The following is a 20,327-nucleotide window of genomic DNA, read 5'->3' on the forward strand; positions in this document are numbered from 1 at the left end:
CAAAGATAAAAAGGCACCTAAATTTAGGTGCTTTTTTATATACAAAATTTGCGGGAGTAATCTCTTTAAATCCATTTTTTCCAGCGGAAATAAATGATAGGTCCAATAAAGAAACCAATAATAATTAATAAAACGATAATAAAGCTAGTTGTACCGTGTGCGAAAGGAAGTACATCCGTGTTCATACCATAGATACTGGCGATCAACATAGGTGGTGCCAACATACTTGGTAATATCGAGAATCGACGGATCGTATCGTTTTGTTCAGTGTTAATAAATCCTGACGTTGTATCAAGCAAGAATCGTACTTTTTGGAATAAGAAAGCATCATGTTCGACAAGCGAGCGAACATCCTCACTAAGTTCTCGAATATCTGCATCGTAGATATGACTGCCTAAAGCACGTGGACGAGACAAGAACGTTAAAACACGGCGCAAATCAATTAAACAGAGCTGTGCTTTCCCAAGCATGTCTTCTTGCTGTGCCAAGCGGGTAATCATGTCATCAAGATCTAAAATCTGTTCACGTTGATGGTTATTGAGAACCTCGGTTGAGTATTTTTCTAGATCCTTGTGGATATCTTCCAAGATATCCGCAAGCTCATCTAGCTTTGCTTCCAGTAAACCCAATAAAATCCATGTTGGATCTTTATAATCCATTTCGTAGTCATTACGACGAGCTCGAGCACGAAAAGCACGAAAGGCAACTAACTTTTCACCACGTAAAGTAAATAAGCGGTCTTTATGTAAGATGAATGCAACAGTCTGCACCATGGCAAGCATATGGGAAGAATCTTCGGCATCCCCATCAACCTGATAATTTTTATTTTTCGTTAAAAAATAGGTGCTGATATGCAAAATACCGTCATCATCACGGTAGAATCGAGCAGAAGATGAAATGTCTTCTAATGACTTTAGTGTGGGTAAGTTCTGATTGTAAGCATCTAAGACCCATTGTTGTTCTTCTTGAGAGGGTGCAATAAGATCAAGCCATACTAATTCGGGATGTAGATCAAATCCACCATTGATGGTGGCATCTTCCAGACTTCCGCGTTCTGTGGCATAAAAGGCTTCAAGCATGTGTCTTTTTTCCTTACGCAGTCTGATGGAAATTGATGGGTGTATTTTAGACAAGGATTTGCCGAAAAACACTTGCCAATACGCTATTTTGCAAAAAAAAACTCTGTCGATAGTCTAGTTTGTCAGCATGACAGTTCAATAAAACGGTTTTTATACTATGAATTCAATTTGTATTTTCTGTGGTTCATCTCTTGGTTCAAACCCAATCTTTCAACAAATTGCTCAATTAACCGGTGAAGCTATTGCTAAACAAGGTAAAACACTCGTTTATGGCGGTGGCCGTTCTGGTTTAATGGGTGTTGTTGCTGATAGTGCTTTGCAAGCCGGCGGGCAGGTCATTGGGGTAATTCCTCGTGCTTTAGTTGATCGCGAGTTAGCTCATCCTGGACTGACAAAATTATATGTCGTCGAAAATATGCATGAGCGTAAAACCAAAATGGCAGATCTGTCGGACGGTTTTATTGCTTTACCAGGTGGGGCAGGTACATTGGAAGAAATCTTTGAACAATGGACATGGGCACAATTAGGTATTCATCAAAAGCCGTGTGCTTTTTTAAATGTAGCTGGCTTTTATGAAGATTTGCTTAAAATGATTCAAGGAACTGTAGATAACGGATTTAGCCAAGCACGGTTTGTTGATAAATTGATTGCCTCAGACAAAATTGAAGATATTCTTCAACAATTTGAGCAATATCAGGCTCCTGCTCCGAAATGGACAAATGCCGACGTTCAACCATAAATGAGGTTAAATAGGTGAAAACAATTACGGTCGCCGCTGCGGTGATCTTAAATGAACAAAATGAATTATTGCTTGTCAGAAAGCGTAATACACAAGCTTTTATGCAGGTAGGCGGTAAACTGGAGCCGAATGAGGCTCCGGAAAGTGCTATACAGCGTGAAATCTTGGAAGAAATAGGCAGCCCGTGTGTAATAGAACAGTTTATAGGGCGTTTTGAGACAGCAGCTGCCAATGAACCGGATCACAAGCTTATTAGCCATTTATATTTGGTTCGATTAAAACAATCCCCACAAATTGCAGCTGAAATTGCTGAAATGAAGTGGGTGAAATTTAATGATTCCGAGACAAAACTCGCACCATTAACCAAAGAAATTGTAATTCCGTGGTGTGAGCAGAACTTATCTATAACTCTATAATTTTAATATGATGTAGATGAAGCAGCAGCTAGGCAACTGGCATGAATAGATGTACACCCTAGCTGTTTTAGCGCCTGACTTAAAGCGTGAATTGAACTTCCTGTTGTGATTACATCATCAATAATCAGTACACGACGATAACGCCGTTTTTCTTGAGTGAGCGCAACAAATTGCTGTTCAATATTTTCAAATCTTTCGAGTCGAGATAATCCCTTTTGAGAATGCTCATTTAAGCGTTGTACAGGTTGCCAAACTGGTATTTTTAATTGCTTACTCAAAAGATTGGCGAGTAATAAGGATTGATTAAAACCACGTTCAGTTAAACGTTGTTTAGAAATAGGCATGGGTACAATCGCTTGTACCTTAGGAAATTTTAATTGCTGTAAAACTTCAGCGAGTAAGGTTTGGTAATGTAATTTTTGTTCATATTTAAACTGCTGAATAATCCGGTTAATTGGATAGGCGTAGTGACAGGCCACAAGAACAGACTGATCATTGCGCTGAACGGTTTGCTTAAGCCACGGTAGCTGTTCCCAGCATTCTTTACAAAGAGAATATTTTTCCCGTGTTCCTATTTCGCAAAGTAGGCAAGGGGACAGCAACTGAAAAAGATACTGTGGGTTTAAAAACTTAAACATATGCGTATCGAGGAGCTTCGGGAAGCCAGCGCTTCAATAAGGCATCAGCTTGCTCAGGGTAATCTTTTAGAACTTGTTGTGCAACGTAGTGTGCTTGACTCAATAAATGATCATCTCGCTCTAAACGTGCGACACGGAAACCCATATCACCTGTTTGTTTTGTTCCTAATAACTCACCCGGGCCTCTTAGCTCAAGATCTTTTTCAGCAATAACAAAGCCATCATTACTTTCTCTTAAAATTGAAAGTCTTTCTTGCCCATTTTGTGAAAGTGGTGGTTTATAGAGAAGAACACAAAAACTGGCTTTTGCACCTCGTCCTACACGCCCTCGTAATTGGTGTAGCTGTGAAAGCCCTAATCGTTCAGCATTCTCAATGACCATAATTGACGCATTGGGTACATCTACACCAACCTCAATAACGGTTGTGGCAATTAGCAGCTGTAGTTCATTGTTTTTAAATGCTTGCATGACAGCCTGTTTTTCATCGGCTTTCATTTTGCCATGAACCAAACCAATATTAAGTTCAGGAAAGCGCTCTTTCATTTCTTGATAAGTGGCTTCGGCGGCTTGAGCATCTAAAGTTTCGGACTGTTCAACCAGAGTACATACCCAGTAGGCTTGTTTACCTTCTCGGCAGTTTGAAGCAATTCGATGCAGTACTTCTTCACGACGATCTAGCGGAATCGTGACGGTCTGAATTGGAGTTCGACCTGGCGGTAATTCATCAATAATTGATGTATCTAAATCGCCATAAGCACTCATTGCCAGTGTTCTAGGAATTGGCGTTGCAGTCATGACCAGTTGATGTGGGGTGAGCTGTTCGGCGCCTTTATTACGTAAGGCTAATCGTTGATCGACCCCGAATCGGTGCTGCTCATCAATAATCACGAGTCCTAGTTTTGCAAACTCAACGTTATCTTGAAATAAGGCATGAGTACCCACAATCAGTTCAGCATGGCCTTCTTTAATTTGTTGCTCAGCGTGTGCCCGCGCTTTCCCTTTTTGTTTACCCGACAACCAAGCTACCGTAATACCTAAAGGTTCAAACCAGCGTTTAAAATTTAAATAATGCTGCTCTGCTAAAATTTCGGTGGGTGCCATTAACGCAACTTGCCAATCTGCTTCCAATGCGTGACATGCTGCAACCGCTGCAACTAAAGTTTTTCCAGCCCCTACATCACCTTGTACCAAACGCAGCATAGGTTGATGTTGTTTTAAGTCGTTTAAAATTTCTTTTGATACACGTTTTTGTGCGTTGGTCATTTGAAAAGGTAAAGCTTCTAGCAGCTTTTTTGCAAGCACTTTACTACTCGGAAAAGCAGGTGAAGCAATTTGACGAATATAAGCACGTCGAGTGAGAAGACTAATTTGATGTGCGACCAGCTCTTCAAAAATAAGACGTTGCTGCGCCGGATGAGAGCCTTGAGCCAGTTGGATCATATTGGCATCAACTGGCGGCTCGTGAATGTAATGTAAAGCTTCTTTGAGTACATACCCATTTGTATATTGTTTAGGGAGTAACTCGGGTAAAGCATCACTATGATGCTTCAACGCTTGTTTAACATATTCGCGTAATTTAGCCTGTGTTAGGCCATCGGTACTTGGATAAATTGCAGTGAGCTGTGTTTTTGGTAGTGGTGTATGTTCATTAATAAGTTGAATTTCTGGATGATAAAGCTCAAGCCCTCGCGCACCTACGCGAACTTCACCAAAAATACGTAAACGGTTACCAGGTTTTATTTTGTCGGTTAAATTTTTATAAATATGATAAAAGCGTAAAGTCACCTTACCAAATTCATCTTGTATTAATGCGGCCATAGATTTACGTTTACCTGGAGGGAAATCAACAGATTTGACTTCACCCTCGAGTAAATAACTACGACCAACCACCAATTGATTCATAGGAATAATGGTACTGCGATCTTCATAATCACGGGGCAGATGAAACAGCAAATCATCTGTGGTAAAAATATTTAGTTTTTCGAGTAGGGCTGCTGAAGCCGATCCAACGCCTTGTAACTGATGGACTGAAGTCATGTCCCCTCAACGAGTTCTCTATGCATATATTATTTATCGGTTATGGTAAAACATCTCAGCGTGTTGCTAAACAACTATTTGAGAAAGGACATCAAATTACCACAATTAGCCGTAGTGAAAAGACAGATCCTTATGGGACACATCTCGTACAGGATATTTTTACGCTCGATTTAAGCGAAATTGCACCTGTAGATGTAGTGTATATTTTACTTTCTCCAGACGATAGTACTGTTGAAGGTTATCAGCATACTTATGTGGATAGTATTGAGCCTATTCGTCAGGCTTTAAAATCGCATCCGGTTAAAAGATTAATTGTGGTGTCATCTACGCGGGTATATGGTGAAAATTCTGGTGAAACAATTGATGACCATAGTGAGATTCACCCAAACGATGCCCAAGGGCATATCTTGCACAATATGGAATTGCTATGGCAAAAGTATTTTCCGTCACAGTGCGTGATTGTGCGTCCTACAGGGATTTATGGGGCTTCTATTGATCGCCTAAAACGAATGGCTGAGCACACGCAAACCTATCCAAATATTCACTATAGTAACCGTATTCATATTGATGATTTGGCAAGGTTTTTGGCATTTTTAGCCGATTTTGAAAAACCCCATAAAAGTTATCTTGTTGCTAATAATGCACCTGTACCTTTGCATGAAGTCTTACTGTGGTTTCAAAGTCAGTTAGATTTACCGCTACTTACCTTAGATTCAGCTCATGTTTCAGGCAAAAAAATTTATGCGAAACATTTGTTTGAGACGGGTTTTCAACTTGAGCATCCAATTTGCTTTAATGACTATTTATTATGTTTAAATGCTCATGGTACAAATTAAAATTTAGACTAAACTTTAAATAACAACAGAAATACCTGATGAGGCAGTTAAATTGCCGATAAAGATAAAAAGGTTAAAAGTGAAAAAATTTTGTTTAGCTCTCTTTTTGAGTGTAACGTCAGTTACGAGTTGGGCTGGGGATCAGGTGTGGTGTGCATATGATCCAGCGGGTACCCAAGGGGATATTACGCGTCGACTAAATGACATTCGTTTATATGCTCAGCAATATCAAGTCAAATTCAAAGTCGTTAGTTATCAAAAAGAGCAGCAAGCCATTCAAGCCTTTGATGAGGGTAAATGCTCAGGCTTAGCAGCCAGTAACTTTAATACTTATCAGTATAATCATTTTATGGGTAGTACCTCAGGTATTGGTCTTATACCCAATAACCGGACTGCACGAAATCTATTGCAGCTTTTAAATCATCCTACAATTGAGAAAAGATTAATTAATAAAGACTATGAAGCAGTCGGTATGATTCCGGTTGGAACTGCAAATATGGTCATGAAAACCAAAAAAATATCAAAAGTGGCACAGCTTAGAGGTCAACGAATTGGAGTTCTGGCCAATAATCCGCCACAACAAGCTTTGGTGAGAAGTGTAGGTGCGCAGCCAGTATATGTTGATTTATCGAATGCGATTGCGCAGTTTCAACAAAATAAAATCGATATTATGCCAGCGCCTGTTTATGGTCTTTTGCCTTATAACCTACAGAAAGATTTTGGGCCAGATACTCAGGTGATTAATTTTCCTTTGGCGTATTTCGGGGTAAATATAATTATTAAGCCCCAAGCTTATCCAGCCAACTTTGGACGAAAAATTCGGGCTTGGTTTGTCCAAAATAGTCAATTATTAACAAATCGAGCTATACAATGGGAAAATCATTTACCAGCCTATTATTGGGTTGACGTTTCTTTTTACGAAAAGCAGAGCTATGACATTATGGTAGCAAAAATACGCAATCAATATGTTCGCTCCGGTTATTACGATGCCTACTTTGTGGAGCTAATGAAACGCTTACGTTGTATTGATGATCCGCGTTACTTTGAATGTCCAATGAGTAGATAAAATAAAAGGCAACTTAAGTTGCCTTTTATTTTGCATGAAGATTTTAAGCTTTTTTACGTTTTAAACGGCGTTTAGCTTGCTGAGAAGCCATTGCTTCAAGAGCTTCTTTTAACTCTTCATCAGTAAAGGTTGTGATGTGTTGCAACATTTGTAATGTCACTTCATCAAGCACCAACTGTGCGCCTGCTGCCATTTGACGGAAATTATCATCAAACTCGATTTGGCCTTGGTCATTCGTTCGAATGTAGTTTTGTTGAGTTAAAACTTTGATAAAGCTTTGGAACAATGCTTTGTCAAAGAATTCAGGAGAGTTAAACTCATATAGAACTGATAAACGTTGTCCTAATAAATGACTTAATTCTTCAACTTGTTTTGCTGAAATATTGCCTGAACCACGCTGAGTGATTAAAGCTAAAGTCATGTAATAACGTTCAAGGCTTTGTTTAACAGGTGTTGCTAATACAACAAGCTGATTATGCTCTTCAGTATTTGGTGCAGAGCTAATTAAATTGCCTTCGTCATCTTGTTGAATAAGATTTGATTGAACTAATGCATCTGCATATTGCTCAATCTGTTCTTTAAGTTCGCTACTTTTCCATTTAAGGAATAGTTCGGCTTTTAAGAATGGATAAAGCGTATAGATAACATTGCTTAAGTCAGCACGGCTAATTTTCCCGTTATGTTCAACAAGAGATGCAATCAATGAAGGTAAAACGAATGCATGCAAAATGTTATTACGGAAATAGGTGAGGAGAACCGCTTGGTTATCTTCAATCGCAATAATGTCACCAAGGGCATGCTGTACACGCTTAATCAATTTAAGCTTTAAGCCATAAGCAATAATTTCCTTACCAGAGAGCGGCGTCACTTCTGTACGCTGATCGTAAGGGAAATTTGATGCTAAATTGCGGTAAGCTTCAAGCTGCTTAATACAGATTTCTTCATCAAGCGTATGCTTTGGTGTTGCAAGCAAAATAATTGAGAGTAAAGAAACCGGATTAATCACTACCGCACGGTTAATATTTTCTAAAATCGCATTTGCAGAACTGTTTACTGCTTCTGAAACAGCCGGTGGCACTGGGTCATCGTTCTTTTCAATATAAACGTTCTCAGCATTATGCTGTTTAAGCAAGTCATCTAGAAAAACAGGTTCACCAAAGTTAACGTGTACTTTACCGAAAATACGTTCAATTTTTCGGAGTGTTTTTAAAATACCAAAAATAGACTCAGCTTCTTTTGGCTTACCTTGCATTTCGCCTACATAGGTGGAACCTTCCATAAGGCGCTCATAACCAATATAAGTTGGCACAAATACAATTGGTTTGGCACGGCCACGTAAATGGCTATGGACTGTCATTGCGAGCATGCCGGTTTTCGGTGGTAATAAGCGGCCTGTGCGCGAACGTCCACCTTCAATAAAGTATTCAAGTGGTGTGTTGCGAGAAAGAATACTATATAAATATTCTTTAAATACAGAAGTATAGAGACCATTACCACGGAAAGAGCGGCGAATAAAGAAGGCACCGCCACCACGTAAAAGCTGACCAACGAAAGGTAAGTTTAGGTTGTCGCCCGCAGCAATATACGGAACCATCAAGCCACGTTTATAAATCACATAAGACAGTAGTAAGTAGTCAATGTGGCTACGGTGACATGGTGTGTAAACAATTTCATAGTCTTTTGCAAGCTCTCGGACAGTACTGAAGTTATGAACTTCTACGCCGTCATAAAGCTGAGTCCATAGACGTGTTAATGCCAAATCTGCAAAACGTACTGCTGAGTGAGAATAATCAGATACGATTTCATTCACATAACCAATCGCACGGCGCTCTGCTTCAAGCATGCTGATTTTACCGCGAATACTTTCGCGTCGAATGGCTTCTTGAACATCACGAGACTTTAATACCGACTGCATGACATTGCGGCGGTCAGATAAGTCAGGGCCTAAAACAACTTCACGTTGACGATCAAGGTAGTCATTTAAAGTGCTAACAATATAAGTCGCTGGCGAAAGGTTCGGATAATGCTTCTGAGCATATTCAACGAGGTCACGTAAAGACTGTGGTTCATGGAATTCCAAATAAGATTGGCGACCATGCAAACCAATATTTACAAGCTGTTTAACTGTACTTGGTGTTGCCCATGTATCTGAGAATAACAACTTAAACCAAGAGTCTTCTTTATCTGGAGAACGGCCCCATAAAACGGTTACCGGAACCAGTTCTATGTCGAGTTCAGGATTTGCTTGTAAAACTTCGATCAGTTTAATTAAACGTGGCGGAAAAGCATGAGGAGGGGGATTCAGTAGGTTATTTTCATCATTGTGTTGTAAAAATAAAACTGAAGCTTTTTCCTGATGAGTACCGATGACTAATGGATCTAGCGCTGGCTTTAAATTTAAGCGACGAGTTTCTCCATCCACCACTAAAGCATTACTGCGAGAATGATTTTGCAAGACATAGCACACTACTTTTTGGCGCTCGGTCTTTGCTTCTGTTTCTGTTGTTTCTGATACTGGTTCAGTAGGAACTTCCCCAAGAACATGTGGTGTTACCACGAGGTCAAGTAGTTTACTCGAAAGCCGACGATACATTTGACCAAACCCACTCTTGGACATAAGAACTCCTACTTCTTAAAGACAAATCCCGGCACCAAAGGCAGAGGGTAAATATTTTGCGGTATTTATTAAAAAAAACAATATGCTATTTTCTGATAAATTATAATTCTTTTGGCATTTTTTATCGTTAAAAATCGTATTTTTAGCTGTTTTAAAGGCAATGTTTGTCAGAAGTTGACTGATTGTTCCATGTACAAATAGTTTTTTATGGCACAATAGATTCTACACATCTGTCCTTTAATACCAATTTTGCCTGCAATATGAAGGTATCTCTCATGAATGCGTTAACCCAAGAACTGGTTGAGCTGCTCACTTTAGAAAAGCTTGAAGAAAATATTTACCGTGGAATTAGCCGTAATTTGGTCGGTAAACGTGTTTTTGGAGGTCAGGTTCTCGGTCAAGCATTACGTGCTGCTTCTTACACAACTGATCGTCCTGCGCATTCTCTGCATGCCTACTTTTTATATGGTGGTGATATTAATGCTCCAATCATCTATGAAGTAGACCGTTTGCGTGATGGCAAAAGCTTTGTCAGCCGTCAAGTTCGGGCAATTCAGCATGGACGAGTTATTTTCTCGGCAATGGTGTCTTTTGCTAACCCTGAAGAAGGCTTGAACTATCAGCATCCAGAACCAGATTACCCAGCTCCTGAAGCGCTAAAATCGGAAAGTGAGTTGAAAGAAGGTATCCTGAATTTTGTACCGGAAAATGTTCGTGCAAGTTTTATGCGTGAGCGTCATGTTGAAATCCGTCCGATTGATCCAGTCAATCCATTTCAACCACAACCGGAAGCGCCTTTTAATGCGCACTATATCCGTACCCATGACCGTATTCCAAAACAGCTGGATGACATTTCATTGCATCAAGCAATTGTAGCGTTTTACTCAGACTTTACTTTGATGACAACAGCTTTAAGACCACATGGCTTAAGTTATATTTCTCCAAGTTTGCAATGTGCCAGTATTGATCATGCGATTTATTTCCATCGCCCACTTCGTGCTGATGAATGGATGCTCTATGACATGGAAGCTACAGTTAGTGCGGCTTCTCGCGGTTTAAACTTTGGCCGTATGTGGCAAAATGGCCAACTCGTATGTAGTACGGTGCAAGAGGGTTTGATGCGTTTACGGGAAATTGAAACTCAATAAATAACGATGAGCCATCTGAAAAGATGGCTTTTTTATTTTTAATTGAAACGATGTGACAAAAAATTGCTCGAATGAAAAGCAAGCTCATGTCATATTTACAAAAGGATTGCCTACTGAAAAAAATAATGTTGATATGAACTTAAATACACAAATTCTGATTGCTGCCATTTTAGGTTTAGCCTTTGGCTTCCTACTTACCATGTATCCGGACACTGCTTTTGTAAAGCACAGTTTATATGGATTAGGCATATTAAGTAGTGTTTTTATTGGGCTACTTAAAATGTTGTTGGTGCCATTAATTTTTAGTTCCATTGTGGTTGGAGTTTCAAATTTGCAGGCAGGTGGACAATTAGGCCCAGTTTGGAAAATCACATTCTTGTGTTGTATCACCACCACCACCTTGGCCTTAATTTTAGGTATTAGCTGTGCTCATTTGTTTGAGGTCGGGCGAGGTGTAGATATTTCAATTTTTCAGGCATCTATGCAAAGCTATCAAACACCAGATAGTTTAAACCCGGCAACTTTCTTCACTAATTTTATTCAAAATACTTTAATTAACCCATTTAAAGCTTTTAGTGACGGGAATGTTTTAGCTGTCGTCGTGTTTGCTCTATTTGTGGGTGTTGCTTTAGTTCATGGTGGCGAACGTTTTAAAAGTATTCGGGTATTGAGTCATCAGTTTTTTGAAATGATGATGATGTTAGTAGGTTGGGTAATGAAATTGGCGCCGTTAGGTATTTTTGCCTTACTCGCTAAATTAATGGCTACCGAAGACATTTCAGTATTAAGCCGATTGGCGGAGTTTGCTGCTGTGGTAACAGGTACTACTATTTTTCATGGCGCTGTTGTTTTACCGCTACTGCTTTGGATTTTTGGTCGTATGAGCCCTTGGACTTTCTTCAAAGGCACACGTACAGCTTTAATTACCGCATTCGCAACGAGCTCTAGCTCTGCCACTATGCCGCTGAGTATGAAATGCGCACAGGAAAACTTAGGCGTTCGTCCTCAAACCGCGGGTTTTGTGATTCCATTGGGTACACAGCTCAACATGGATGGCACAGCTTTATATGAAGCTGCTGCCGCGCTCTTTGTGGCAAATCTAGTTGGACTAGACTTAAACCTGACACAACAAATTGTAGTGTGCCTAACCGCAATGATCGCATCACTTGGAGCACCAGGAATTCCAAGTGCGGGTATGGTTACCATGATTATGGTATTACAGTCTGTGGGTTTACCTGCCGAAGCAATTGCGATTTTACTTCCAATCGATCGTTTACTCGATACGGTAAGAACGGTTGTAAATGTGCAGGGAGATATGATGATTAGTGTGGTAGTAGATCGATATACCAAAGATAAAGATATCAGTATCTAATCTCTAAATAAAAAAGCAGGATTTATATCCTGCTTTTTTATTTTAAGCTGCTTGTAATTCAGCTCTTTTGGCTGCTGGCGACTGCGATAAATAACTTACCGCATCTTCAGTGCTACCTTCTTTAACTGGATCATACCACGGCATGAGGTAGTCAATTTGCTGAGCAATAAGCCAGATTGGGTTTGGTAAAACTTGATTATCTTTTCGGCTAATTTTATACCATTCTAGAGCAACCCAAGCTGGGAAAAATCTAGATTTGGCAGCATCAGCAAAACGTGGATCTTGCTTCATAATATGTGCAGCGCCGTCTACCCATAGCCCTAACACAAGCACAATCACCGCAAGACTTAAATAATAGCGTGGAATATAACCGCCTCCTAAATGGCGATATAAATCGAAAGCAACCGTGCGGTGTTCAATTTCTTCTGAACCATGCCATTTTACCAAGTCTACCATTTCTGGATCTGCACCTAACTCTTCCCAGCGTTTGTTATAAAGCGCATATTTACCTAGAACACATGTCATGTGCTCAACTGTCGCGATAACACCTAAACGAAATAAATCCCATTGCTCTTGCAGGAATTGCGGAACTTCTTTGTCAAAAGGCTTATCTGCCAAAGCAGTAGTAAATAGATAATTCATAATGTCCAGATTTCTCTGGATATCAATATTGCGTGCACTTAAATATTCTTTATTGGCAGAAGTGTGTGCGTTTGCATGCATTGCTTCTTGGCGAATAAATGCTTGTACATCCTGTTTAAGTTTTTCATCAGTAATACGAGGTAAAACCTTGTTATAGAGCCGGCAAAACCAGAACTCTCCAGCAGGCAAGATATTGTTAATTTCATTAATAAAATAACTTGCAAATGGTTGGTTTGGAATCCAGTCTACAGGGGTATCTTTCCAGTCAAATTTTACCTTGCGTGGAAGAATTTTATAATCAATAGAAGAACCTAAAGCCTTATTCTTCAAAAAAGATAGCAATTTCATCATTTAGTCCTGATTTTTAACTCGATGAAGTTATGATGAGTATAAAAAAAGCCCCTACATTTGTGTTTAGCAATAGGGGCCAATTGAATATAAATTTAATGAAGAAATTGTATCTGTTTTGACGATTTACTCTTCTGCATCCTCATCGCTTGCTTCTGGGATTGCATCTACGTCAAATTCTGGCTCTTGATTAAGCGTAAAGTGCAGACGTCCAGCCATCACGCTTGCTAGCTCTTCTAAACCTAGTTTGTTTAATGAAGAAAAAAGCTGAATCGAGAAATCAAGCTTCATTTTTTTCAGTTGCTGTTTAACTTCGAGCAAGACTTTGTTCGCTGGACCGCGGTTCAGTTTATCTGCTTTAGTTAAAAGAATATGAACAAATAAATGGCGTGAATAAGCCCACTCTAGCATCATCATGTCAAAGTGCTGTAAAGGGTGGCGAATATCCATGAGTAAAACCAAACCTTGTAAGCTTTTACGATGGATTAGATAGTTTTCTAATTCTTTTTGCCATACACGTTTCATATCTTCTGGTACGGCTGCATAACCATAACCAGGAAGGTCAACTAAGCGTTGATCTGGATTACCTAGGCTGAAAAAGTTAATCATTTGTGTGCGCCCAGGTTTTTTGGAGGCACGTGCAAGCTGTTTCTGGTTTGTTAATGCATTAATTGCGCTAGATTTTCCTGCATTTGAACGTCCGGCAAACGCAATCTCGTAGCCACTATCTTCAACACATAGTGCCAATTTCGGAGCACTCATTAAAAATTCAGCTTGGCGTAACCAGTTTAGAGATTGCACAGCATAAGCTGTAATCGCTGGATCCGGTTTCTTTTCATAACTGATCTTTTGCTTGGGTGCGAGTCTGGCTTTGGTGTCTTTCGATTTTTCACTACGACGCATAAAAAATAACTTTTTAAATGAGAGGGCTCGCGCCTAGTATAAAGGAGCTTGGTTATTCTTGCTAATGTTCAGTAAGCTTGCTTAAAAAGATAAATAGAATTACGGGCTCTAGAGTTGCAAAAAGGCGATAGGGGAATGATCTGAAGCAGATTTTGGCTGTTGTAAAACTTCACCTAACGTATATTGATCTAAACTTTGATAAAAGCTTTCCAAAGCTTGATCAAGAATACCTTTTAAACCGCAATGGGAGCGCAAAACACAAGGCGGTGTATTGCATTCAACAATTTGGTGGTCACCTTGTAAAATTCGGACAATTGTTCCAAGTTTTAAATCTAAAGCTTTTGGATTTAATCGAATTCCACCACCTTTGCCGCGAATGGTAATAATCCACTCTTGTTTACCCATAAAATGGACAACCTTCACAAGATGATTTTGCGAAACATATAAATCTTGAGCGATTTCTGCAATCGTGTACGGCGCATCACTTGGACGAGCGACATACATTAATATTCGCAAAGCATAATCGGTAAATTTATTAAGTTGCATGATCACCAAAAACTAAAGGTTAAGAGGTTGATCATCTTAGCCTGAAAGTCTAAAGAATAAAACTTTCAGGCTAGAGCTTTTTAAGTTACAGCGTTAAAGGAGCTGAAACTTGTACTTGATCACCAACTCTATAGTGCTCAAGCAAAATGTTTGAAACAGAGAACTCTGTATGGTCTTCTTCTGGTTGAACATCAAAATGATAAGTATTGTCCTCTTGAGCCTCTGTGAACTTAAATGCTTTTGGTTGTTCAAGCTGTTGGTTAGGTACTTGAACTTTTACAGAGATAAAAGCATTTGCTGGGCTGGTGAGTACATCTTCATGATCAGTTGCCTTTAAAGTAAAGCGTTTGCCAGACTCAAGTGGGTCAATTTGCGTAATTTCAAATGAACGCCAGCCAGCCCATCCACCTTTCAAGCTTTCAAGTTGTTCATATTTTTGTTTTTCAACACCAATTAAGATATCTGCCAACTGTAAATAAGCTTGTTTCCACGCTTCAATGAGTTCTGATTCAAATGGAACATTTAAAACTTCACTAATTGAATGAAGCAAGTTGTCGCCCACAATTGCATATTGATCTGGTTGAATATCTAAGCTCACGTGTTTAGTGGTAATACGTTCAACCGCTTTGGCAAGCACCGTAGGATTCTCAATATTTTCAGCATACGCGAGTACAGCTGCTGCAAGAGCACGAGGTTGGCGCAGGCTGGTCTGATCATCAAGATTAAAAACATTTTTTAATTCTGGGTTGTTATTCAACATACGCTTATAGAAGTATGTAGTTAGAGTAACACCATGTTCACGCAATACAGGTACAGTAGATTTAACGAGTTCAATTTGTTGTGGAGTCATGGCTAGACCTTAATTATCTGGCTATATAAGATGTATTTAAAATACATCTTTAAAATAATTGTAGCAATAGCTTTTTAATAAAAACCTTAAAAAATTTAAGGGATATAAAATCCCCTAAATTAATATACTGATTTAAAAATAAATTTTATTTTCCAAATAATGAGCCGAGTAGCCCCCGTACTAATTTTTGGCCAGTACTACCACCTAAGCTGCGAGCAGCACTTTTTGCAAAAGTTCCGACAATATCTTGAGTAAGTTTAGCTCTTTCACGCGCCGCACGTTCCTCTTCTTTTTGCTGTTCACGTGCTAGACGCTCTTGTTCTTTGGCTTGTTGTTTCGCTAAGGTTTCCTGTTCTTTCGCTTGCTGTTTTGCGAGTTCTGCATCTTGTTTTTGCTGTTCCCGTTCAGCCACTTTGTTTTGGAGCATTTCATAGGCACTATCACGATCTACAGCTTGTTCATAAACCCCGGCAATAATACTTTGCGAAATTAAGGTCTGACGCTCTTCTGGAGTGATAGGCGTAAATGAAGAGTAAGGAGGCATAACCCAACCACGTTCTACAATTTGAGGTGTACCTTGTTCATCTAGACAACTAATCAGTGCTTCACCTACACCGAGCTCGGTAATTGCTTCATCTACTTTAAAATCGGGATTAGAGCGGAATGTGTCTGCTGCTGTTTTTACTGCTTTTTGATCTTTAGGAGTAAAGGCACGTAAAGCATGTTGTACACGGTTGCCGAGTTGCCCTAAAACACTTTCTGGTAAGTCGAGCGGGTTTTGGGTAATAAAATAAATTCCCACACCTTTAGAACGAATTAAACGTACAACTTGTTCAATTTTTTCTTGTAAAGCTTGACTGGCGTTGTCGAATAACAGGTGAGCTTCATCAAAGAAAAACACGAGTTTAGGTTTATCCATATCACCAACTTCTGGAAGCTGTTCAAATAATTCTGAAAGCATCCATAACAGGAAAGTAGCATATAGCTTAGGTGTATTCATGAGCTTGTCAGCCGCAAGAATATTGATATAACCATGCCCATTTGCGTCGGTTTGTATAAAGTCCAGAATATTTAAAGCTGGCTCTCCGAAAAACTGTTCTCCACCTTGGTCGGCAAGAGCAAGGAGATTACGTTGAATAGCGCCTAAGCTGGCTGGAGATAAGTTGCCATATTCGGCTTTAAACTCAGCTGCATGTTCACTTACAAAAGTGATCATGGCTTTTAAATCTTTAAAGTCGACCAGAAGTAACCCTTGGTCGTCTGCAATACGGAATACGGCAGATAAAACACCTTCTTGGGTGTCATTTAAGTTGAGTATACGTGCTAATAAAATTGGTCCAATTTCAGAAATAGTGGTTCGAATAGGGTGGCCTTGCTGACCAAATAAATCCCAGAAAACAACTGGATTGGCTGCAAATGGAACACTGTCGATCTGTAAAAGCTTTAAGCGTTCATTAAATTTATCCGAAGCTTCACCAGCTTTTGCGAGGCTTGAAACATCACCTTTTGCGTCGGCAAGAAAGACGGGAACGCCGATTCGAGAAAAACTCTCTGCGAGCACCTTTAGGGTGACTGTTTTACCTGTACCGGTCGCACCTGCAATCAGGCCGTGCCGGTTGGCAAATTGGGAAAGTAAAACAATTTCTTTTGATGTGTCGTTAATATTTTTTGCAATAACAATCGGTGTACCCATATATTTTTATCCCTTAGTGTGAGCCACTATTGATGTTGTCGTTTTACATTTGTTTCAGAGCATTTTCGATATCTTGAATTAAATCTTGTGGATCTTCTAGCCCTATACAGAAGCGAACCAACAAACCTTGTTGTAAATGTGTATTTTCAAGTTTTCTCATCATTTTTAAATCATAAAGCATGACGAGACTCACCGGTCCTCCCCAACTAAAACCAAGTTTGAATAGCTTAAGAGCATCACAAAAACGGCGTACTGCTGAAATATCATAATCAGATTTGAACACAACACTCACTAAGCCTGCACTTCTACCTGTTGAGCAAATTTCTTGCCAGTATTGATGACCAGGTGAAGCTTTATCGCTTGGATGTAGAACTTGTGCAAACTGAGATTGTTCTTTTAACCATGTCAGTAGGGTTTTAGCATTATTCGATTGTTGCTCATACCTTAATGACATATGCGCAAGACTGCGTTGAATTTGGGCGGTATCATCACCAGATACCGAAATCCCTAAAATGGCATGCATTCGGAACAAACGGTGATGTAACTTCTCATCACGAGTTACCACACTTCCCATTAAAATATCGCCACCACCACTTGGATATTTGGTAAGCGCATGAATGGTTAAATCCACTGATAAATGCTCATCGGAAAAATCAAAAGCATTAAAGGCGAGGCCAGCTCCCCAAGTATTATCGAGTGCAGTTAAAACGCCATGTACTTTTGCTTTTTTTACTAGCGCTTTGAGATCTGGAAATTCAAGAGTGACAGAACCTGCTGCTTCTAACCATAGCAACTTGGTTTTATCAGAAGGCTGGAAACTTGAGACATCGATCGGGTTATAAACTTGAACATTAATTCCATATTGATCTTTTAAGTAGTTTAGGTGTTCCAGATTCGGACCATATATGTTGTCTGGCACCCAAACTTCATCACCTGTTGCTAACACAGCAGAATTTACGAGATTAATCGCAGATAACCCGCTTGGAGCAAGTAGGCAGTATAAACCACCCTCAATTTGAGCAATATTGTCGCCTAGTGTAAATGTCGTAGGCGTACCGTGGGTGCCATAACTATAGTCATAAGGATCGGTCCAATGACGGTCAAAAAGGTGCGAAGTCGATTTAAAAATAATAGTTGATGCACGAAATAAGGGAGGTTGCACGGTTTCAATAAATTGAGGTGCTTTTCGTGGTGCATGAATGAGTTGGGTTTGGAAATTGTTATGCTTTTTCATGGGGCGCTATACTTTACATAATGAGATTAGATTAAGAGAAAACTTACTTAACTGCTAGATTTATGATTATTTCTAAGATGTTTCGTTACTAGTGTAACATTCACTAAAACTTGGCTTTATTTTTGCAAAGATCAAACCAACATTCTAACAACAATAGGTTTAAGCGCATGAAGTCGCATTTACGTGTTCACTATTTTCAACATATTGCTGGCGAAGGTTTTGGAAGCTGCTATTCATTCTTAAAAGCACACCATGCAACGATAACAGCTACAGAGTTTTTTGCACTTCCAGTTGATCTCCCTTTGGAAATAGAAGCATTGCCACATATTGAAGATGTGGATTTGCTACTTATTATGGGGGGAACTATGAGTGTAAATGATGAGGCAAATTATCCATGGTTAAAAATAGAAAAAAGATGGATACGTCGTTATTTGGCGGCGGGAAAGCCTGCGATAGGACTTTGTCTCGGAGGCCAACTTATTGCCAATGCACTAGGAGCCGCCGTTAGTAGAAACCGTTATCAAGAATTGGGATGGTCGACCGTACAAAGGGTGCCGAATTTACCTAAAGAAAGCTTTTTATTACCAGAAAAAATAAATGTAATGCAGTGGCATAGTGAAACTTTTGAGATTCCTAAAGGTGCGATTCATTTAGCAGAGAACTCAGTTTGTCGTAACCAGATGTACCAAATTGGTTCAAATGTTCTTGGTTTTCAATTTCATCCAGAAATGACACCGAAGGTATTAAATCTTCTTTTAGAGAACGAACAAGAGCTTTCTATTTTTAAAGGTGAGTATGTCCAATCTTTAGATGAACTACATCATTGCGACATCCAAAAGTTTGAACAAGGCAATCAACTTTTAAACAGGGCAATAGAGTTCGTGGTCAATCAATAAAAATATAGAGTTGATGAGAAAAAGGATGAATTGAGCAGAAAATAGAAAAAGAGAATTGCATAAGACTTAAACAATCGTTATAATGAGCGACCCTCAAGAAGAGGGCATTTATTGCGAAGAAAGTAGTAAATGTGCATTACAGTCGTGGCATCGATCACGACCTTGGTGATTATCACTGCCTTTGACACTTACCAGATAGGTGAGATGCGTCAAAGGTGATTCTTTATATATTTGGCTTGGAGTTTACTGGTATGTCTAACCAGAGAATTCGTATCCGTCTTAAGTCTTTTGATCATCGTCTGATTGATCAATCTGCTCAAGAGATCGTAGAAACCGCTAAGCGTACCGGCGCACAAGTGTGTGGTCCAATTCCGATGCCTACTCGCATCGAACGCTTCAACGTTCTTACTTCACCGCACGTTAACAAAGATGCGCGTGACCAGTACGAAATCCGCACCTACAAACGTTTGATCGACATCGTTCAACCTACAGATAAAACTGTTGATGCATTGATGAAGTTAGATCTTGCAGCTGGTGTTGATGTTCAGATCGCTTTGGGTTAAGGCTTTCGGTTAATTAACGATTAGTTAATTAGGCCGCTTTTTTAGAGGTTTATGCACATGGCTATTGGTTTAGTCGGTCGCAAATGTGGTATGACTCGCATCTTTACAGATGCTGGTGTTTCTGTACCTGTTACAGTCATCGAAGTCGATCCAAACCGCATTACGCAAATCAAAACACTTGAAACTGATGGTTATCAAGCTGTTCAAGTAACTACTGGTGAACGTCGCGAGTCTCGCGTAACTAACGCTCAAAAAGGACACTTCGCTAAAGCGGGTGTTGCTGCTGGTCGTTTAGTTAAAGAGTTTCGTGTTACTGAAGCTGAGCTTGAAGGCCGTGAAGTTGGCGGTACTATTGGCGTTGATTTGTTCACAGTTGGTCAAATTGTTGACGTAACTGGTCAATCAAAAGGTAAAGGTTTCCAAGGTGGTGTTAAACGTTGGAATTTCCGTACCCAAGATGCTACTCACGGTAACTCTGTTTCTCACCGTGTTTTAGGTTCTACAGGTCAAAACCAAACTCCTGGACGCGTGTTCAAAGGCAAAAAAATGGCTGGTCACTTAGGTGATGAACGCGTAACAGTACAAGGTCTTGAAATCGTATCTGTTGACACTGAACGTTCAGTTTTGGTTGTTAAGGGTGCAATTCCTGGTGCAACTGGCGGTGACGTTATCGTACGTCCTACCATCAAGGCCTGAGGGGAAA

At 39.7% G+C, this 20,327-nt stretch carries 19 protein-coding genes and 1 pseudogene; 9 read left to right on the forward strand and 11 right to left on the reverse strand.

Translation table 11 applies throughout. The features are described 5' to 3' along the window. Positions 1-65: 65 nt before the first annotated feature. The gene (locus tag G9371_RS13610) at positions 66-1,079 is read right to left on the reverse strand and encodes a CorA family divalent cation transporter (protein WP_000888321.1); all 1,014 of its coding nucleotides are present in this window, start codon (positions 1,077-1,079) and stop codon (positions 66-68) included. Positions 1,080-1,236: 157 nt separating this feature from the next. Between G9371_RS13610 and G9371_RS13615 the strand changes: the two genes are divergently transcribed. Continuing rightward, positions 1,237-1,818, forward strand: coding sequence for a TIGR00730 family Rossman fold protein (locus tag G9371_RS13615; protein ID WP_001084310.1), 582 nt, complete (start codon positions 1,237-1,239; stop codon positions 1,816-1,818). A 14-nt stretch (positions 1,819-1,832) separates the two neighbouring features. After that, positions 1,833-2,234 carry an NUDIX hydrolase gene (locus G9371_RS13620; protein WP_000849701.1) on the forward strand — a complete coding sequence of 134 codons (402 nt, stop codon included), beginning with the start codon at positions 1,833-1,835 and terminating at the stop codon, positions 2,232-2,234. Positions 2,235-2,236: 2 nt separating this feature from the next. On the opposite strand, the gene G9371_RS13625 is transcribed toward G9371_RS13620, so the two are convergent. Further along, entirely contained in the window at positions 2,237-2,872 is a 636-nt protein-coding gene (locus tag G9371_RS13625; protein WP_017815938.1) for a ComF family protein, read from the reverse strand. Continuing rightward, positions 2,865-4,910 carry an ATP-dependent DNA helicase RecG gene (gene recG / locus G9371_RS13630; RefSeq protein WP_000204961.1) on the reverse strand — a complete coding sequence of 682 codons (2,046 nt, stop codon included), beginning with the start codon at positions 4,908-4,910 and terminating at the stop codon, positions 2,865-2,867. The genes G9371_RS13625 and recG overlap by 8 nt, the downstream gene beginning before the upstream one ends. Before the next feature lie 20 nt (positions 4,911-4,930). Between recG and G9371_RS13635 the strand changes: the two genes are divergently transcribed. After that, the gene (locus G9371_RS13635) at positions 4,931-5,746 is read left to right on the forward strand and encodes an NAD-dependent epimerase/dehydratase family protein (protein WP_000547774.1); all 816 of its coding nucleotides are present in this window, start codon (positions 4,931-4,933) and stop codon (positions 5,744-5,746) included. A 79-nt stretch (positions 5,747-5,825) separates the two neighbouring features. Next, on the forward strand, positions 5,826-6,812 hold the full coding sequence (adeT2, locus tag G9371_RS13640; RefSeq protein ID WP_000712907.1) for a putative multidrug efflux protein AdeT2: 987 nt from the start codon (positions 5,826-5,828) through the stop codon (positions 6,810-6,812). Between the two features lie 43 nt (positions 6,813-6,855). Here the strand turns inward: adeT2 and plsB are convergent, their stop codons facing one another. Next, the gene (gene plsB, locus G9371_RS13645) at positions 6,856-9,429 is read right to left on the reverse strand and encodes a glycerol-3-phosphate 1-O-acyltransferase PlsB (protein ID WP_000045408.1); all 2,574 of its coding nucleotides are present in this window, start codon (positions 9,427-9,429) and stop codon (positions 6,856-6,858) included. 275 nt (positions 9,430-9,704) lie between these two features. Here plsB and G9371_RS13650 point away from each other — a divergent pair, with 275 nt between their 5' ends. Both G9371_RS13650 and G9371_RS13655 read left to right on the forward strand, forming a co-directional pair. After that, positions 9,705-10,577, forward strand: coding sequence for an acyl-CoA thioesterase (locus tag G9371_RS13650; protein WP_000993136.1), 873 nt, complete (start codon positions 9,705-9,707; stop codon positions 10,575-10,577). 106 nt (positions 10,578-10,683) lie between these two features. Next, positions 10,684-11,949, forward strand: a complete 1,266-nt coding sequence (locus G9371_RS13655; protein WP_002000599.1) for a dicarboxylate/amino acid:cation symporter — start codon at positions 10,684-10,686, stop codon at positions 11,947-11,949. A 42-nt stretch (positions 11,950-11,991) separates the two neighbouring features. Here G9371_RS13655 and G9371_RS13660 read toward each other — a convergent pair whose 3' ends face one another. The 7 genes and pseudogenes from G9371_RS13660 to G9371_RS13690 form a co-directional block, all read right to left on the reverse strand. Further along, positions 11,992-12,942, reverse strand: a complete 951-nt coding sequence (locus G9371_RS13660) for a metal-dependent hydrolase (protein WP_016653507.1) — start codon at positions 12,940-12,942, stop codon at positions 11,992-11,994. Positions 12,943-13,065: 123 nt separating this feature from the next. Next, positions 13,066-13,842 (reverse strand): ribosome biogenesis GTP-binding protein YihA/YsxC, encoded by a 777-nt coding sequence (gene yihA, locus G9371_RS13665; protein WP_001254462.1) that lies wholly within the window; start codon positions 13,840-13,842, stop codon positions 13,066-13,068. A 108-nt stretch (positions 13,843-13,950) separates the two neighbouring features. Beyond that, positions 13,951-14,388, reverse strand: coding sequence for an RrF2 family transcriptional regulator (locus G9371_RS13670; RefSeq protein ID WP_001176606.1), 438 nt, complete (start codon positions 14,386-14,388; stop codon positions 13,951-13,953). Between the two features lie 85 nt (positions 14,389-14,473). Continuing rightward, positions 14,474-15,238 (reverse strand): globin domain-containing protein, encoded by a 765-nt coding sequence (locus G9371_RS13675; RefSeq protein ID WP_000188888.1) that lies wholly within the window; start codon positions 15,236-15,238, stop codon positions 14,474-14,476. 2 nt (positions 15,239-15,240) lie between these two features. Then, positions 15,241-15,362: pseudogene (locus G9371_RS13680) on the reverse strand (hypothetical protein). Between the two features lie 21 nt (positions 15,363-15,383). Continuing rightward, positions 15,384-16,931, reverse strand: coding sequence for a helicase HerA-like domain-containing protein (locus tag G9371_RS13685; protein ID WP_000537113.1), 1,548 nt, complete (start codon positions 16,929-16,931; stop codon positions 15,384-15,386). Between the two features lie 43 nt (positions 16,932-16,974). After that, the gene (locus G9371_RS13690; RefSeq protein ID WP_029424135.1) at positions 16,975-18,165 is read right to left on the reverse strand and encodes a PLP-dependent transferase; all 1,191 of its coding nucleotides are present in this window, start codon (positions 18,163-18,165) and stop codon (positions 16,975-16,977) included. 167 nt (positions 18,166-18,332) lie between these two features. Between G9371_RS13690 and G9371_RS13695 the strand changes: the two genes are divergently transcribed. The 3 genes from G9371_RS13695 (at position 18,333) to rplC (ending at position 20,320) form a co-directional block, all read left to right on the forward strand. Then, positions 18,333-19,061 carry a type 1 glutamine amidotransferase gene (locus G9371_RS13695; protein WP_000835293.1) on the forward strand — a complete coding sequence of 243 codons (729 nt, stop codon included), beginning with the start codon at positions 18,333-18,335 and terminating at the stop codon, positions 19,059-19,061. 251 nt (positions 19,062-19,312) lie between these two features. After that, on the forward strand, positions 19,313-19,624 hold the full coding sequence (gene rpsJ, locus G9371_RS13700) for a 30S ribosomal protein S10 (RefSeq protein WP_000070912.1): 312 nt from the start codon (positions 19,313-19,315) through the stop codon (positions 19,622-19,624). Between the two features lie 57 nt (positions 19,625-19,681). Continuing rightward, complete coding sequence (rplC, locus tag G9371_RS13705; RefSeq protein WP_001982642.1) at positions 19,682-20,320, forward strand: 50S ribosomal protein L3; 639 nt, start codon at positions 19,682-19,684, stop codon at positions 20,318-20,320. Positions 20,321-20,327: the final 7 nt, after the last annotated feature.

Origin of the sequence: Acinetobacter sp. EKM10A, assembly GCF_011075215.1 — a bacterium.
GTDB classification, from domain to species: domain Bacteria; phylum Pseudomonadota; class Gammaproteobacteria; order Pseudomonadales; family Moraxellaceae; genus Acinetobacter; species Acinetobacter baumannii.

What these genes read in the sequence shown, in the direction of transcription:
- G9371_RS13660 (WP_016653507.1), bottom strand. Translation starts at nt 12,942, where the DNA reads ATGATGAAATTGCTATCTTTTTTGAAGAATAAGGCTTTAGGTTCTTCT.
- G9371_RS13625 (WP_017815938.1), bottom strand. Translation starts at nt 2,872, where the DNA reads ATGTTTAAGTTTTTAAACCCACAGTATCTTTTTCAGTTGCTGTCCCCT.
- rpsJ (WP_000070912.1), top strand. Translation starts at nt 19,313, where the DNA reads ATGTCTAACCAGAGAATTCGTATCCGTCTTAAGTCTTTTGATCATCGT.
- G9371_RS13685 (WP_000537113.1), bottom strand. Translation starts at nt 16,931, where the DNA reads ATGGGTACACCGATTGTTATTGCAAAAAATATTAACGACACATCAAAA.
- G9371_RS13610 (WP_000888321.1), bottom strand. Translation starts at nt 1,079, where the DNA reads ATGCTTGAAGCCTTTTATGCCACAGAACGCGGAAGTCTGGAAGATGCC.
- G9371_RS13675 (WP_000188888.1), bottom strand. Translation starts at nt 15,238, where the DNA reads ATGACTCCACAACAAATTGAACTCGTTAAATCTACTGTACCTGTATTG.
- rplC (WP_001982642.1), top strand. Translation starts at nt 19,682, where the DNA reads ATGGCTATTGGTTTAGTCGGTCGCAAATGTGGTATGACTCGCATCTTT.
- plsB (WP_000045408.1), bottom strand. Translation starts at nt 9,429, where the DNA reads ATGTCCAAGAGTGGGTTTGGTCAAATGTATCGTCGGCTTTCGAGTAAA.
- G9371_RS13650 (WP_000993136.1), top strand. Translation starts at nt 9,705, where the DNA reads ATGAATGCGTTAACCCAAGAACTGGTTGAGCTGCTCACTTTAGAAAAG.
- yihA (WP_001254462.1), bottom strand. Translation starts at nt 13,842, where the DNA reads ATGCGTCGTAGTGAAAAATCGAAAGACACCAAAGCCAGACTCGCACCC.
- G9371_RS13695 (WP_000835293.1), top strand. Translation starts at nt 18,333, where the DNA reads ATGAAGTCGCATTTACGTGTTCACTATTTTCAACATATTGCTGGCGAA.
- G9371_RS13635 (WP_000547774.1), top strand. Translation starts at nt 4,931, where the DNA reads ATGCATATATTATTTATCGGTTATGGTAAAACATCTCAGCGTGTTGCT.
- recG (WP_000204961.1), bottom strand. Translation starts at nt 4,910, where the DNA reads ATGACTTCAGTCCATCAGTTACAAGGCGTTGGATCGGCTTCAGCAGCC.
- G9371_RS13615 (WP_001084310.1), top strand. Translation starts at nt 1,237, where the DNA reads ATGAATTCAATTTGTATTTTCTGTGGTTCATCTCTTGGTTCAAACCCA.
- G9371_RS13690 (WP_029424135.1), bottom strand. Translation starts at nt 18,165, where the DNA reads ATGAAAAAGCATAACAATTTCCAAACCCAACTCATTCATGCACCACGA.
- G9371_RS13670 (WP_001176606.1), bottom strand. Translation starts at nt 14,388, where the DNA reads ATGCAACTTAATAAATTTACCGATTATGCTTTGCGAATATTAATGTAT.